General features: G+C 40.1%; 12 protein-coding genes and 1 other RNA gene. 5 read left to right on the plus strand and 8 right to left on the minus strand.

The features are described 5' to 3' along the window. The first annotated feature begins 66 nt into the window (after positions 1-66). Positions 67-2,412 (plus strand): PKD domain-containing protein, encoded by a 2,346-nt coding sequence (locus tag PHY14_03580; GenBank protein ID MDD2693989.1) that lies wholly within the window; start codon positions 67-69, stop codon positions 2,410-2,412. Between the two features lie 37 nt (positions 2,413-2,449). Here the strand turns inward: PHY14_03580 and pyrH are convergent, their stop codons facing one another. The 8 genes from pyrH to PHY14_03620 form a co-directional block, all read right to left on the minus strand. Then, positions 2,450-3,181 carry a UMP kinase gene (gene pyrH, locus PHY14_03585; GenBank protein ID MDD2693990.1) on the minus strand — a complete coding sequence of 244 codons (732 nt, stop codon included), beginning with the start codon at positions 3,179-3,181 and terminating at the stop codon, positions 2,450-2,452. 8 nt (positions 3,182-3,189) lie between these two features. Further along, on the minus strand, positions 3,190-3,795 hold the full coding sequence (locus PHY14_03590; protein ID MDD2693991.1) for a hypothetical protein: 606 nt from the start codon (positions 3,793-3,795) through the stop codon (positions 3,190-3,192). 74 nt (positions 3,796-3,869) lie between these two features. Continuing rightward, a complete protein-coding gene (locus tag PHY14_03595) occupies positions 3,870-4,859 on the minus strand; it encodes a sodium:calcium antiporter (GenBank protein ID MDD2693992.1) in 990 nt (329 codons plus the stop codon). Positions 4,860-4,871: 12 nt separating this feature from the next. Further along, positions 4,872-5,852, minus strand: coding sequence for an ATP-grasp domain-containing protein (locus tag PHY14_03600; protein MDD2693993.1), 981 nt, complete (start codon positions 5,850-5,852; stop codon positions 4,872-4,874). An 18-nt stretch (positions 5,853-5,870) separates the two neighbouring features. Next, positions 5,871-7,361 (minus strand): 7TM domain-containing protein, encoded by a 1,491-nt coding sequence (locus tag PHY14_03605; GenBank protein MDD2693994.1) that lies wholly within the window; start codon positions 7,359-7,361, stop codon positions 5,871-5,873. A 10-nt stretch (positions 7,362-7,371) separates the two neighbouring features. Beyond that, positions 7,372-9,696, minus strand: a complete 2,325-nt coding sequence (locus PHY14_03610; protein ID MDD2693995.1) for a DUF1704 domain-containing protein — start codon at positions 9,694-9,696, stop codon at positions 7,372-7,374. 128 nt (positions 9,697-9,824) lie between these two features. Further along, positions 9,825-10,246: a transfer-messenger RNA gene (ssrA, locus tag PHY14_03615) on the minus strand. A gap of 132 nt (positions 10,247-10,378) precedes the next feature. Then, on the minus strand, positions 10,379-10,852 hold the full coding sequence (locus PHY14_03620; GenBank protein ID MDD2693996.1) for a hypothetical protein: 474 nt from the start codon (positions 10,850-10,852) through the stop codon (positions 10,379-10,381). A gap of 288 nt (positions 10,853-11,140) precedes the next feature. Here PHY14_03620 and PHY14_03625 point away from each other — a divergent pair, with 288 nt between their 5' ends. From PHY14_03625 to PHY14_03640, 4 genes are read left to right on the plus strand one after another with little or no spacing between them, the layout of a single operon-like run. Next, on the plus strand, positions 11,141-12,772 hold the full coding sequence (locus tag PHY14_03625) for a cysteine--tRNA ligase (protein ID MDD2693997.1): 1,632 nt from the start codon (positions 11,141-11,143) through the stop codon (positions 12,770-12,772). Positions 12,773-12,779: 7 nt separating this feature from the next. Next, positions 12,780-13,343 carry a class IV adenylate cyclase gene (locus PHY14_03630; GenBank protein ID MDD2693998.1) on the plus strand — a complete coding sequence of 188 codons (564 nt, stop codon included), beginning with the start codon at positions 12,780-12,782 and terminating at the stop codon, positions 13,341-13,343. A gap of 8 nt (positions 13,344-13,351) precedes the next feature. Next, positions 13,352-15,130: an arginine--tRNA ligase gene (argS, locus tag PHY14_03635; GenBank protein MDD2693999.1), complete on the plus strand. Its 1,779-nt coding sequence runs from the start codon at positions 13,352-13,354 to the stop codon at positions 15,128-15,130. A 58-nt stretch (positions 15,131-15,188) separates the two neighbouring features. After that, positions 15,189-16,355, plus strand: a complete 1,167-nt coding sequence (locus PHY14_03640) for an S-layer homology domain-containing protein (GenBank protein MDD2694000.1) — start codon at positions 15,189-15,191, stop codon at positions 16,353-16,355. Position 16,356 lies beyond the last annotated feature (1 nt).

The following is a 16,356-nucleotide window of genomic DNA, read 5'->3' on the forward strand; positions in this document are numbered from 1 at the left end:
TCTTAGAGGATTTTTTTGACGGGAAGAGCCATTCTCTGTATACTGTCGACAATTAACTTTTTTTCTATGACAGAACGAGCTCCAACCGATTCAGAATGAATGCCAGAAGAAAATACAGAATCTCTTCTCGCTGAGATTCTTGCATCACAAGAACAGAAACAAGATATCACGAATAATGATACTCTTTGATGAGAGCAGACCAATATTTCTCCTATATCTCCAGATACTGAGAATTGAAACAAGACTCCAGCTCCGAAAAAACCACAAGAACCGATTTCTCTTGGAACTTTTCTGAAGCTCGTAGTATCTATATTTTTTGTAGCTATAGTATTCCTCGGAAGTATTGGAGCATATATTGTTCTCAATCCAGAAGATGCTGTTTTTCTCATAAAAAATCTGAACATTAACCCGAATGATGTTGCAATTCGACTGAAACAACTCATAAACGGAACTTTTGGGTCGGTGATGTTCGTTCTATCCATTATATGGATTATTTCACTTTTCCGAGCGTTCTGGACCCCGAAGGACCTCAAGAGAAAAAGAATATTCGCATGGCTCATAGCAGGAATACTAGCTGTTGTTTTCTTTTCTACACTTACTTTCTGGATATATATATACGGGAAAATCCAGACTATTGACTTCATCAATCTCTCTGGAAATATACTCATGTACGACAATGACCTCTATAATCATGAAGAAAGTCGAGACAACGCACAAATAACGAGTGGAACAAATATCATTGGTCCAATAACTATAATGTTCGATATTCGAGCCAATGCTAAAGCTATAAGCAAAGAATATCTCGTAGATATTCAGAGTTATTCGATAGATAGCGATGGATGAGTATGTAATGATGGAACATCAGTAGTTATAGGTAACAATGCACTGGAAGAAAAAAGTATCGTTTGTTCATTCAATCAGGTGAAAACATACAATGTAAAAGGAATTTATAATACTATTTCTCAGATTGGAGAACGACAAAAACAAGCAATCCCAATGCGGATCGATCCTATAGAAATCCGAGGAATTGTCTCTATCAAACAGGGGGTAAATATACAAGGAAATAAAATTATCACGCTCGATGCGAGCGGTCTGAAAAAACTCGGAACACCACGATGGATATATACACAATCGAACATCATTGCAGAGGGTATGAGTATCACAGAAACCCTTTCTGATATTCCACAATATGTTTGTTTCCGGTTATTTAGTGACGTTTGTGATAGAATCTTTGTTCTCGAAGATGCTGAGCAGAAAGATATACAATGAAGCATTACGAGCGTTCAAGATGAAGTAGATCCTCTTTTATTTCATCTCTCACTTTCTGGAACAAACATCAATCAGAATCAGATTACCCAAGTACAGTGGCTGACTATCAACGAACTCTGATGAAAAACATCTATTTGTACGAAATGAAGCTATGCTTGTGAGTATCATTCTTCATCATATGGAACTCAAAATATCCAGGCGATTGTCGAAATGGCTGACGGACAAAAATATACGTTCGAAACTACTATTCAGATACAAGAACCACTTCGTCTCATGAATAATATGAAAGTCCTCGATGCAAAGGGTAATCTCCTGAATACAAAAGACACGTACCAAAGTACCCTAAAAGCGTATGTTATAGAGAATGTTCTCACTCCTCCAGCTGTTCTCACACTCGATGGACGAAATATCGGGATCACAAACCCATGATATTCACTCGAGAATATATCATGGAAAATAGAAAGTCAGAAAGGAATTGAAGAAAAACAAGGTGATCTTGTCAGCATCACACTCGACAAACCTATCCGATATACCATCAAGTGAACATATAGTTTTCGAAAACTAAGCACCAATACTCTGGAAGAAGCACGAGATATTGTGATTATCGATATAGAAAAGAAAAACCTCGTGCCAAGAATCGATATAACAACTTCTTCTGACTATATTCCATCTGTTGTGACCGTTGATGCCTCTCAGTCAGAATCGACAAATGGTGAAATCAAGAAATTCATTTTTGATTTCTGAGAAGGAAAAACACCAATCGAATGAGATGCTATCCAACAATACGAATATATCACCTCCGGTGACAAGGAAATTTCTGTGACTATTGTCTCAGCGAGCGGCGAACGAGCCACTACAAAAAAAACAGTAGTACTCAAAGATGCTGTCAAAACTGTGGGATTCACACCAAGTATTACTCCTGGAATTATGAATATGCCTGTCGATTTTGAAGCGACTGGAACAAATGGGCAAGTACAAGACTATATATGGAATTTCTGAGATAATACCCAAACAACCCGTTGATATAGCACAACACATACATTCACGCAAACAGGAGCGTATTCTGTTTCTCTCACTGTGATATACACAGATGGAACGAGAAAAACAGACACAAAAAGATACGAAGTAACGAGTGAAATATAGACTTGCTTATTCGAGGGATTTCTGCATTGGTATAGGATTATATTTTTCTCTCGTCTTTCGCATGGACAAAAGTTCCGACAATATCTTCGGAACATATTTTATCGATATCCTCAATACGACAGACATATATTGGCATTGCCTCATCCTTCGCTAGAGCAATAGCTGCCTGATCCATAACACGAATATCATTCTGGATAACTTCATGCAGATAGAGTGAATCATGGCGAACAGCGTCATGATGTTTTTTTGGGTCCTTATCATAGATTCCATCTACTTTCGTCGCCTTCACGACCACATCACACTGGAGTTCAAGAGCACGGAGAACCGCACAAGAATCAGTAGAAAAATATGGATTCCCTGTTCACCCAACAGATATCACCACTCTTCATTTCTCCATATGACGCAGGGCTCTTCTTCGAATGAATTCCTCAGCAACACGTTGGGATGGAAGTGCACTCATCACACGAACATCTACTCACTCATCTTCGATAGCTTCCCCGATAGCAAGACCATTGATAATAGTCCCCATCATTCCCATATAATCCCCTGTTACACGATCGAATCCACCAGCCTCAAGCTCTATACCACGAAAAATATTCCCACCTCCTACTACAATAACGATTTCCAGATTCTCCACTTGCACGAGATGTACGATTTTTTTTGCGAGAAATGAGAGAAATTTTGGATCGATTCCATATCCTTGTTCACCTTGAAGTGCTTCACCAGAAAGCTTAAGAAGAATACGTTTTGGAGTGTGATATTTTTTCATGAGAAAGATTAATTAATGGTGAAGCCCCGAGTAAAAAGAAAGAATACTACAGAAAAAGCAAGTACGAGAATAAAGAGAATTGTAAGTCCGAGAATCATGGAATTTCGTTTGAGAATCTCTTTCTCAAGTGTAGTTACTTTTTCCGAGAGTCACTTCGTGTCTTCATCTCCTTTTGCCTTCGCACTTTCGAGAAGATATGTTGCCTTCTTGTATTCTGTGAGAGGAATGGAATTCTGAAGTTCTGTCTCACTCTTTCCGAGACGATATGAGAGATCTTGTATTATCTCATCTTTCTTGGTAATTATTGCTTGTGTCTCCTCGAAAAATCGAGCAAAATCAGGAAGATTCTGACGATTCCCCGGATGCACAATCTCATGAGAAAAATTACTTTTTCCCTCATCTTTCTCTTCTTCTTTATCGAGAATCACGATATAATCCTCTTCCCGTCTCGATGGATCCATCATACGAAGTGTCTCTACATCTGAATCTTCGAGAAACATTTTTTTCCCGATGCGACGAGTACGAATACGATTTGCCTGAATATGTCGGTCAATAGTACGTGTAGAAACCCCGAGGCGCTGTGCTGCCTCCACTCGATCAATAGCAAAAGCCATAGAAAAATATGCTAGATAAAAACGAGCTGTATTTTATAAAAAAACTGTGAAAAAACAAATTGCTTTCGGAAAATCTAAGTAAAACTATACAATAAGACGATTGTGGCAATATAGACGAGAAATATCGCTACCGCATCCCAAGCAAGAATGAGTTGCTTTATTTTTGACTTGTAAGTGAGACCAATGATGACAATTGCAGACATGATGACAATCCCGAAAACCGTGATAAGATTGGTATCACTCACATCCGAGAGAAAACGTCATTTTGTATAGAAAATGTCATCGATAAAGAGAATAAAGACGTTGAAAATATTGCTTCCGAGAAGATTCCCTACTGAGAGATCAATAGAGCCCATACGGATAGCCGCGAGTGATATAGCAATCTCTGGAAGTGACGTAGAGATAGCGAGAAATATCGAACCAACGAATGATTGTCCGAGTCCTGTCATGATAGATATTTTTTCTGCGAAGTGTGGGAGGAACAACGCTGCACCAACGATGATAGAAGCAAATCCGATATACCGAATAATTACCTGTCTGAGCGTGAATTTGTGTTCCTTGATCTCATCATGAATATCATCAGATTGTTCTCGCTTGGTATACTGATAGATGAGTCGCATCGAACCAAGATACATGATCATAAAAAGTACGCTGATTACCCCAATTCCTCAGATATTGAACTCTGTAGGGAGAAAGAGTCCAATCCCCACAATAGCTATCAGGATGAGTCCGAGAGCTGCTGCGAGTACGTGACTCTGAGAGGAATTTGCCAAAAGTGGCTTATCTTTCGGGAGAAATGCATCCATCACCGCAAGAATCCCGAGATTGACAAGACAACTTCCGAGAATGTCACCCGCAGCCAGATCAGCCGATTGTACGATAGCTGAAGAGCTAATTCCTACCATGAGCTCTGGAAGTGAGGTCACTCCCGCCATGAGAATGAGCCCAATCCACGCCTTCCCGAGACCAGTCATCTCCGCGAGGAGATCACCATAATAGGAGAGCTTTTTTCCAGCGAAAAATATGAGTGCCGCCGCGGTGAGAAATCAGAAAATATCAGACATGAGAAGAAGAAATTAGAGAGTAAAAAGTTTTTCGAGTATTCTCTTTCCTGTGTTAACCGAAGTGAGTTCACGGTCACCACCAAGACCCGGAGTTGCATTCACTTCGAGGATGACTCAACCTGTTTCAGAAAGTGATTTCGTAAAATCAGAGGATAAGATATCCACTCAGCAAATTCCGAGTCCGAGTTCTTTTGCTATACCTACACATACCTCCTTGATACTTGGATGAATAGTATCAGTAATATCTTCTAGTGTTCCACCTGTACCTAGATTGGAGTTTCATCGAAGTTGTAGTTGCACTCAGCTTGGAAGAATCTGATTGAGCTCATGTCATTGTTTAGCAACAAAATGTATAAGCTCTTCATTTTCTTCGATAAAAGCTAGTGGAGAATTATATCCTTCTCCCCGCAATGAATTGTTTTTATTCTCATAAGAAATAAGTTGGTGAATGGTTGATTCTCCATTTCACTTAATAACAGGAGGATTCCTCTGAATAGCAAGTGTCACTTCCCCAAGAACCACCAATACTCGACACTCATCTCATGAAATCTGTTCCTGAACAATCATTCTCGGATATTTTTCAAATGATTCTCAGAGCTTCTTTTGGAGCTCAGAGATAGAGGTGATATTCATCTTGACTCCATCACCGTGAGCCCCATCTATTGGCTTGATAACCAGAGGGAAATGAAAATCTCCAAATACTGTCCAATCGTATTTTGGAAAATCCTGTTCATCGATATATCGTGTCTTTGCTATCGGGAAATGATGTCTCTCCAAAAATGAATAACAGAGTTCCTTGTCATTGGATATCTTGAAGCCAAGAGATGAGTTCTGTCAAAAATCCGTACTCTTGAAAAGTATCTCTTTTCCATTTCCTTTCACGAGAAAGAAGTTCTTCTCAGGAATAAGGAGTTCTGTCTTGAGTCCGAGCTTTTCAGCTTCTTCGATGAGTACTTGAGATGAGACAGACCAATAGGTCATAGGTTTTGACATACAAGAAGTGTAAAGAAATTATTCTTCCTCGTTCAGCTTTCGCAGAAGTGGAGAGAACCGGAAGTATTCAAAAAGCTGGAGTCACATATATCGTCCGACGAGAATATTGAGAACCACTACGAGAATGATGATATCAGGATACGAAATCAGAAAATACTGAAGCGTCTTGTAATCCAGCAAGAGATAAATAATCCCTGTGATAATCACATATTGTACAAAATCAAAAATCCCCGCTCGGCTAAACATATCAATATCTTCCTGAAAAACCTTATCAGAAAAGACAATCGTAACAAAAAATGGAAAAATAATCAGTGAATTATCGAAGATAGCATAATTGATGAGAGAAAGCTCGAAGAAGTTGTCAATACCCAGAATAAAAAGAAATATGGCGATATAAAAACTAATAAGGAGAGCGCGTTTCGCATGGAGAAGAAGATGTATCTTTTTCGTGAATAAGTTCACCGCAATAATAGAAACAAGTCCAATAATAATAAATATCATCGAAGATGAAAAACCGAGCACTACCAGTGTAATAGCGAGAAGAATCGGATAATAAATCCCAAACACATTGAATCCGATAACTTGCTTCAATATATTCAGAATCAACACAGCAAATGTAATAGAAAGAAGAGAAGCGAGAAGCTGATAAGAAAATCCTGCATACGCGAGGAATTCGAGAAAACTACTCAGACTGTATATAGTTTTAGATTTTTCATACGAAATCTCTTGTCCGATGAGTATATCATCTTTTTCTCAGGATGATACGCGCGTCATCAATCCGTAAAACTGATCTTCCGAGATGAGAAACACTTTTGTTGCTCCAATCTGCGAAAGTGACGACGCGAGAACCTTCGAGAGAAGCGAACGAGAAAAACTCGAAATAATATAGATTTTCTTTTTCGTGAAACTGATAGGTTTTGTCTTCTGGAGCTTGGTGATATCCGAGAAAAAACCAAGCACATCAGAAGTTCCTACGACAAATATATCACTCTGATCGATATTTTCCCATATATTCTGACTCTCTTCCGAATTTGATATACTGACTTTTCCCGTGAAGCCTTTGTAGAGGATGTTATTTTTCTCGAAAACATCGCGAATCCCCGTCTCGATACCAGATCTCTCAGTTCCAACATATGTAAAAACACTATCATATACTCGAATCTTTTGACTCACAATGCCTTCGCAGGAATTATCCTGGGTTGTGACTTTTGCCTCAAGTGTTACTTCTCCTGGCGTTGTGAAATACCGGAGATATTTTTCCCTATCCTTGACGGTTTCCACCACTTTCTTGTCTCTCCGCAAGGTATATACGACACTTCCAGAAAAGTCAGAACCACTTCCAGAAGAAAGGATAAATTCATGAGTCGACCCGACTTTGACTTGATCGGGTCAAGTGATCGAATAGAGAGTACTACAAGAAATGGGCGCAACCTCAACTACATCCCCCGTCGCTGCGAAGGCAAAAACAGGAATAAAAAGGAAAAAAATGAAAACAAGTATACGAGTCATAAGGAAAAATTTAGAGAAATTCGATGATTTTTAAGTCTTGTATTTTTATTTTTCAGAAAAAGAGTTTCTCGGCATTCCCACCTTCTTTTTCTATCCAGTCCTTCACTCGCATATATCCATCGAGATACATTTTATCTTTTTGGTATGTAGTTCATGGAATTCCGCGAGTTCCAGAATGAATGATTCACCGCTTGAGTCTGACTGCATCAGAAAAAAGAGATTCGAGTGTTTTCTCAGGATACAGAGTTCTCAGAAGATCAATCGTCTCAGAAAATGAAAGTGTATCAGTCATTCCGAGAAGATAATATTTCACATACATTGCATTTTTCTCATATCATGCAGGAAGATGAGAAAAAGATCTATAAATGGCGAATCACTCTTCATCAGCAAGATAATACCCCGTACCGTATTGGAATAATTTGAGTCATTGTGTTTGTCCTGCGAGATATCTCTTGAAGTGTGTTCCTATCTCATGGGTGAGAATCGCATCGATTTCTTTTTCTCGTATAACTGCATTTCGAGAAATATGAATCTTCACATCTTTCCCGTATGAGACCGACATCCGCGAGAGGTTCCCGCTCTCGATACTTATAGGAATTTTCTTGATATTATGTGTCTCAAAATATGCATGAATAGCACTAATAATCTGATCCAGAGTCAGAATTCTTCATAAAATTGCATCATCAGTTTTGTTTTGTTGACCCAACAACACTTTCTCTGTGGCTATCTGGAGAAGTTCCGTGTTCGTTTCTCAGAAAAGAAGAGAATTATAACGAAGTATCTCTTCATGATTTTCTGTTTTATATGCTTGTACCAAGGAAAGTTTGTTCTGAATTTCCTCGATTTTTTCTCGATACAATTCCGCTATATCGAGTCATATTGACCGAAATCAGAGCGCTTTTTCCATGAGAAGATCGAGAGAACTCTTGAGAAATTCTATTTTTTTGTCATCAGGGAAACGGTAACGAAAGACAGGATTGAAACCAATAGGATTCGCAATGAATTCATCGAGAAGAGCAAAATAATTTTCTGGTTTCAGGAGAGAAGAAAGGTTTATTTTTCGCGAAACTCGATACACTGCATCATCGAAATCTATCAATTCTTTTGTCCATTTCACATCATTTTCGATTTTTCGATTGACGACGTATATGCTCGGATTAATCAGATAATCTTTCAGTATTTCTGTTCAGAGAATTATCGTGTTTTTTTCATCTGAAACAATATCGAACTGATCGAGAAGCACAGAAACATGAGAATCGGTGAAAATATGAACTGGATGGTTTCAGAGAAAATCTATAATATCTTTTGAAACAGTGGAATTCTTTTTTTGAATATCTATTTTTACGATTACCTCCCTATCTCCGACAATACTATTCTGTTCGAGGTACAATATTTTTTTTCATTTCTCAGAAAAAAGCGTTTCTGTATGAAACAGGGTTTTTGCGATTTCGACTCATTTTTCTGGAGAAAGCACTTTGAGTCAGTCGATTTTCTTGAGTCGATTTTCGAGTGGAACGCGATTCACATTTTGGATTTTGAGTCCTGCACGAGCATTAATCTCGAGCAACTTGGGACCATTTTTGGTGATCACCCAATCCATCCCAACAAATCCCAATCCAGAGAACATCTGAACTTGTGATGACAAAAGTAGAATATCATCCCAAAATGGAAGAGTCTTTCCTTTGAGTCCAGAGAATTCTGCAGGAAAAGCATGTGAATACGTTTTTTGATTCTGATAAAAACTCAAGATTTCTCCATTCGCAATATTGACACCAAGTCATATGGCTCACAAATCGAGATTTGCCTTATTCCCAGATTCTGGCGTCGGAATGCGCACCATGGCAATGACAGGAACATAGTTGTACACCACAACACGTATATCCGCGAGCCCATAGCGACAATACCACTGGAAATCTGATCCAGGTGCGAGAAGTTCTTCGATAATAATCGTATCTGAAGATCCATGAAGTGAAAAAGATCCATGAAGAATATCGATCATATGCAGTTTTATCTCCTCTTCGGTCCATATTTCATCCTGAATGAGAAAATTTCCTTTTTCTTTTTTTACTATCAATATTCCTCGTCCACGACTTCATTTGTTCGGTTTTATCACAAAACTCGTTGCAGAAATTGACTGCAAAGAAAATGCATGAAGTTCCTGCTGAGATGCAATAGTGAAATATGTCTCTGCGAACGGAATGCCCCGACTCGACAAAAAATTTTTGGTTTTGAGTTTGCTATCAGCCAAAGACATTGATTCGAGTGAATTCTTCGTTCGAATATACCGAAGATTTCGGGCATTCATCCCGAGAATGCCGTGAGAAAAAAATTTCATACCTTCAACCTTATGAAATAAGCTGTTTTTGTCAAAGTAAATCTATTTTTGAAAACACTTTTTAGAGCAATCAGAATACAAAAAATAACCCCAATTTCTTGGAGTTATTTTCGTTTTGTGTTCAGAACTGGTGGAGATGGCGAGAACTGCCCTCGCGTCTAAGAAGGTACCGACTTTGCATCTACTGTTCGTATTCTATTTTAGATACGATTCTGCGGCAGGAAAACAGACAAAAAAGCAGAAAAGCATTTATTCATATACTCACGCTCCTATGAAATAATGAGAACTTCAGAGAGTGGACTTATAAATACATTTTTATCTTATAAGTTTCAGATAAAAACGTTTGTAGCAGGCCATTTGGCACTCAGACAAGAGTCAGGCTACTATGACTACGCAACGTAAGCTGGAGTCATTGCTCCGCGAAATGCATTTTTAAGAGCAGTAAGTGGTGATTTTGCACCTATTGGTTTCCCCTTTGATAACGAGGCGAGGCGCCCCGGAACAGCACAAAGCAAGTACGAGTCTTCCTATCGAATACTATATCATCCCCAGAATGTTAAAGTTCCTGAACGGGGGAATTATATGGAAATCTTTGTTTTTTCCAAACCGATTCTCATTTTCTAGAACAAAAAACTCCCCCAATATACCAATAATTGGGGGAGAAACACTGATGATGGTGACACTAACGCGAATGCAGAGTAGAGAGAATGGTCTTGGCACTCGGAGAATTGAGGTCTCACTCGATGACAGCAATCCCATTTGAGAGGCGCGAATAAGCCCGGGGAGTGTCAGTAGGGAGTGAGGCTTCTATGGTGTCGATTGGAGTATCTTTGTAGAAAGTTACTCGCACTGTACCATCTTCCGAGGTCTTCATGCTCGATGGCTGAACCGTTACTTGGTCAGACTGAGCGTTTCCTGTACTTGTGTAGGAATCCCCTTCCACGGATCGGAATCCGTATGCGAGATTCTCATTCCAGTATGGAGCAGCGACAGTGATTTTCTTTTCTCATCCTCATTGAGGCTGTGCCACAAGTGCACTATAAGAATCGAAGTTATCCATGGAGCTGTATATACCGACAAGTACGAGGAGTGTGAAGATTGCTGAGATCCATTCCGTACCCTGATGACGTGTGTGTCGTTGGACAGGATGTTTCATATCTTTACAAAAAGAGCAAAATAATTATAGCACACTTTCTCCATGAGTCAATTATTTAATAATCTTTTTTATAATTGTCAAATATCATTTCTCGGAAAAAGTAGATTTTTGGCTTTTATTCGCTATATTGAGAACACCTTACTTTTGTCATTCCGTCGCGAAGCAGAGGAATCGCTTTTTTATTCGCTCAAGAGATTTGGTATATTTCCTTCTCAAACGTGATTTTGAAAGGGATCCCTTCGGGATGACAAGATTTCTCTTGTTAGACTTTTTTAGCCCTAGAAACCAATGTCGCTCCATCTCTACAATACCCTCACAAGAACACTCGAACCGTTCAAGCCACTGAAACAAGATGAAATGAAAGTCTATTATTGTGGGCCAACTCCGTACAATTTCGCCCATATCGGAAATCTTCGTTCATATCTTTTCGAAGATTTTGTAATCCGTACACTCAGATTTCTTGGATACAAGGCACGAACCGTTATGAATATCACCGATATCGATGATAAGACTATCCGTGACAGCCAGAAATCAGGAAAAAGCCTCCAAGAATTCACAGAATATTATACGAGTGAATTTCTCTCTGATCTCACGAAGCTCGGAATCCAGAAAGCTGATACTATAGCACCAATCTCAGGACTCATTCCTGAGATGGAGAAACTTATCCAAGGTCTCCTCGATAAATGATATGCCTATCTCGCGGAAGATGGAAGCATCTATTACCGTGTGGAGAAATTCAAGAAATACGGAGAACTCGCGCACCTCGATATGAGTGGCATGAAGTCGAGTGTCCGCATCAACAACGACGAATACGACAAGGATAATGTCGCGGATTTTGCTCTCTGGAAAGCGTATGATGAAGCGGCTGATGGCCCGAATCAGTGGAAGATTACACTCAATCTACCGATAGGTACTATCATTCCTGCGAATGCAGGAATCCAGAATCTGGATCCTGAAACAAGTTCAGGATGACAAAGGATTCAATTAAGTGGTCGCCCAGGATGGCATATCGAATGTTCCGCTTGTAACTATAGATTCTTCGGCGAACAGATAGATATCCACATGGGTGGCATTGACAACCTCTTTCCGCATCATCAGAATGAGGTCGCTCAGACCGAGGCATTCACTGGGAAACAATTCTCGAAATACTGGATGCACGGTGGACATCTTCTCGTAGATAACAAGAAAATGGCGAAAAGTGCAGGGAATTTCTATACACTTCGTGATATCGTAGATTCCGTCATCGCGAAGAATGAAGCGATCCAGGAAACAGGAAATGGATTGCTTCGTACCTCGCAATGACAGGAACAACAAGAAACTTTAATCTACCGCGGATTTCGTCTCATGGCATTACAAAACCAATACCGTGAGAACTTCAACTTCACATTCGAACGTCTCGCAGCTGCCATCAACACCATAAAAGGTCTCGATGAGATGATGAAGCGTCTCGGTCGATACAAGTCTGCGCTTCCTGAAGGTGATGATCTCAGAAATGCTCATGGAAAAATGAAGTTCCACAATATCTCCCGCGAGTTCCGCGAGAATCAACAATACTTCATGCAGGAATTCATCGAAAAACTCGAGAATGACTTCGATACCGTGAGTGCAATGACGATTGTGTTCGAGTTCCAGAGCTATATCAACAGTGGAATCGATGATGAGCTTTTTTCTCTCGAAGAGACGAAGTCGCTCATTTCCCTTCTCGAAAGCTGGAATGAAGTCCTCGCGATTCTCGATTTCTCACTTCTCGAATCCAATATCGCGATTCCGAAAGAGATCGAAGCACTCGCAGTTGCCCGCACAGAAGCGAAAATGGCAAAAAACTGGGCAGAAGCCGACAATCTCCGCGATGAGCTCACAAGTCTCGGATGGAAGATGATCGATGAGGCTGGAGGAAAATGGAGAGTGGAGAAGATATAAACACAATATGAACCTCGAAATCGAAGCAAAATTCATCAACATTGACCCTGAGACAATCCGAGAAAAACTCCTTTCTCTCGGATTTTTCCAAGTGTATCCAGAATTCTTCGTCGAACGAGCAACATTCATCTGCGCGGACCACAATATGTCTCTCAGAGTGAGAAAAGAATATGGAAAGACGACGATGACCTATAAGTATACAGATAAAGCAAAAGGAGCTCTCGGAACAGAAGAAATCGAGGTAGAAGTCAGCGATTTCGACCATGCGCTCGAGATATTGAGACAAGCAAATAATCCTGAGAGAATCCTCTTCCAAGAATCAAAACGCGAACTCTGGAGAAAATGAGATATAGAAGTCTCGATCGATGAGTGGCCTGGCACTGGAAAATATATCGAAATCGAAGCCCCAACAGAAGAATTCCTCATGGAAACGAGCGAAAGTCTGGAACTCGATTATCGAGATGCGCTCTTCGGACGTGTTGGAGTTATCTATGAAGAGCTCGGATACAGTCTCGATGATATCAACAAAATCGAGAAACTCACATTTGAAAATCCGCCAAAACTCATATAATCCATCCCATGCAAAATATCCAATCCTTCATCACAAACACGATAAAATCTCTCTACGGAGTGGATTTTTCACTAGAAATCTCCCCTGCGCCGAAAGCCGAACTCGGAGAATACTGTATCGGAGTCTTCCAGCTCGCGAAACCAGTCGGAAAAGCTCCGAATATGATTGCTGAAGAACTCGCAACTGAGCTTGCGAAAAATACGGAATTCTTCGTTTCTACGAATTCTATCGGCGGATATGTGAATTTTTTTCTCACGGATTCTGTCTGGCTTTTACTTTTTGCTGACCTGAATCAATCTGGAAATAAACCCACAAACCAACAAACCATCGTCGTCGACTATATTGGTGCAAACATCGGGAAACCTCTTCACATTGGTCACCTCTGTACTCCTTCCATCGGACAAGCAATTATCAATATATACCGTTATCTCGGATATAAAGTCATAGGCGATACGCATGTGGGTGATTGGGGACTTTTCGGGAAACTTATCGCTGCACACAAGCTTCTCGGACGAGCGAATGGACTCGAAGAAAAATGAGTGGAATACCTTCTCGAACTCTATATACAAATCACAGAAAAGTGTGAACAAGATCCAAATGTGGAAGAATATTGTCGCAATGAATTCAAGAAGCTCTCTGAATGAGACGAGGAAAATATGAGACTTTGGGGTGAATTTACAAGTACTTCATTGAAGGCTATGAATGCCATCCTTGCATTGATACATGTCGTTCCTGATTATGATATCGGTGAATCATTCTATGAGAATCTCCCACTTCCAAAAATTGGAAACCAACCAGCACTTCAGTACACGATGAATGATATTATCGAGGAACTTCTCGAGAAAAAAATCGCTACAAAGAATGAAGATGGAAGTGTGGCAGTCATATTTCCTGAGGAGACCAAGCTCCCATCGACAGTCATACAAAAGAAAAACGGAACGAATCTCTATATCACAGCGGATATTTGTGCCATCAAATATCGTCTCACCAACGGATGGAATCCTGCGAAAATCATATATTCGGTAGATCTTCGTCAGCAACTGCATTTCAAGCAATGTTTCGAAATCTGTCGAATGGCAGGTTGGATCGATGGAGTGGAACTTTTTCACGCAGGAAATGGACATATTTCTCTTCCTGATGGAGCCATGAGTACGCGAAAATGAAATATTATCCGACTCGAAGATCTGGTTTCAGAAGGATTCGTTCGAACCAAGAAGATTCTTGAGGAAAAATGACGAAATCTTTCTGATGATGATATCCGAGAAATCACGGTATGAGCTATAAAGTATAGCTATCTCATGCAAGACCGCGAAAGAAATATCATATTCGACTGGAATAAAGCTTTGAGTTTCGAGGGAAATAGTGGACCATATATCCAGTACGCATATGTCCGAGCCAAGAAAATAAGTGAAACTACTAGTGTTCGTCATCCTGAGCAAAGCGAAGGATCCAGGAATTATCCAGAAACACTGGATTCTTCAGCAAAGCCTCAGAATGACGGAACTAGATCTAATCTTTCATCTTTTGACAAATCCCTCATCCAAACACTTCGTCGCATGGAAACGATTGTGCAAGAAACCGCAGAGAAGTACAAACCACATATTCTCGCGCTCTATTGCTATGATCTCGCTGTAGCATTCAATAGCTTCTACGTCCATACTCCGAAGATTCTCGAAGAATCTGATGAGAACCTCAAACAATTCCGACTCGCACTCTGCGAACAATTCGTGAATCAGATTCGCACTGGATTCGAACTTCTTGGGATGAAAATGCCAAGCGAAATGTAATATTCCTGATTCGTATCGACTTCTTGCATTTCTCCGATTTCTCTCTAAAATCTTCCACATGCGACGTTTTCTCTTATTCATCTTATGAACTCTGTTCCTCTGGAATACCGTTTCCGCGAAGGAATTGCCTTTTACAGATGTTCAGAAAACCGATAACTTCTACGAATGAGTACAGAATCTCTATAATTTTGGGATTATTTCCGATGATGGAAGTCATCTCTTCAGGCCTGCTGATCCTATCAATCGTGATATACTCGTAAGTATAGCGACTCGTGTCTCGTGCGGAGATTGTCTCACACCAGAGGGTTCTGAGTATCGAGAGAGTTCGTTTGTTGATCTCGACAAATCGAATCCGTATTATTCTTGTATCGCTTATGCGAGTGAGAAAAATATTATCCAGTGATATAGTCTGAACGCTGATGGAAGCTTCACGTGTGAAAACGGAGAAAAATATACGAGTAGTCCTTTCTGTGAAACCAATAAAACTTCTCGCATCGAAGCAGCAGCAATACTCTTGCGCCAGGCACAACTCTGGGATGATGCGAAAAATACAGGATATATAAAGAAAATCAATATCACGGATGTTAGCGACTATTGGCAAGGATATGCTGAAAAGTGAATTGCCGCAGGAATCCTCACACTCTGATCTGACAATAGCATTCATCCAAACGATTTGATTTCTCGTGGAGAATTCGCGATGATGGCAGGGAAAATGCTCACGTTCAACCAATGTCGAGCACCAGAGAATCACGAAAATACAACCGATAGCGATGGCGATAGCATGAATGATGATGTTGACCTCTGTATCATGGTACAATGACCGGCAAGCAATAATGGATGTCCTGTGATAAAAATCGGATGATATGGAAATATCGTGGATACCTTGCTCAGATGAGAATGGTGAGGAGCTTCGGGATGAAATGATAGTGATGGCGATGGTATTATTGATAGCCAGGATTTCTGTATGAACTCTTCAGGAAGTACTCTGTATCATGGATGTTCGAGTGCCTCAATCCTCAGTGGAATCACGAAGAATAAATGTCTCAACAATCAACTCAACACAAGAGGACTCATGATCGCAACTCCTGTTTGCAATACGTGTCCGTGTGAGAATTCTATCGATATGGTGAGCCTCGCACGCACCTGTGATGTTCTCTTTCCTGCCATTCTCTCACCAGACCAGAGCAATATCTACGCTCGATGAGGATTCTATCAGATTCAATAAC

The organism is Candidatus Gracilibacteria bacterium (genome assembly GCA_028687475.1).
Lineage (GTDB): Bacteria > Patescibacteriota > Gracilibacteria > BD1-5 > UBA2023 > STC-74.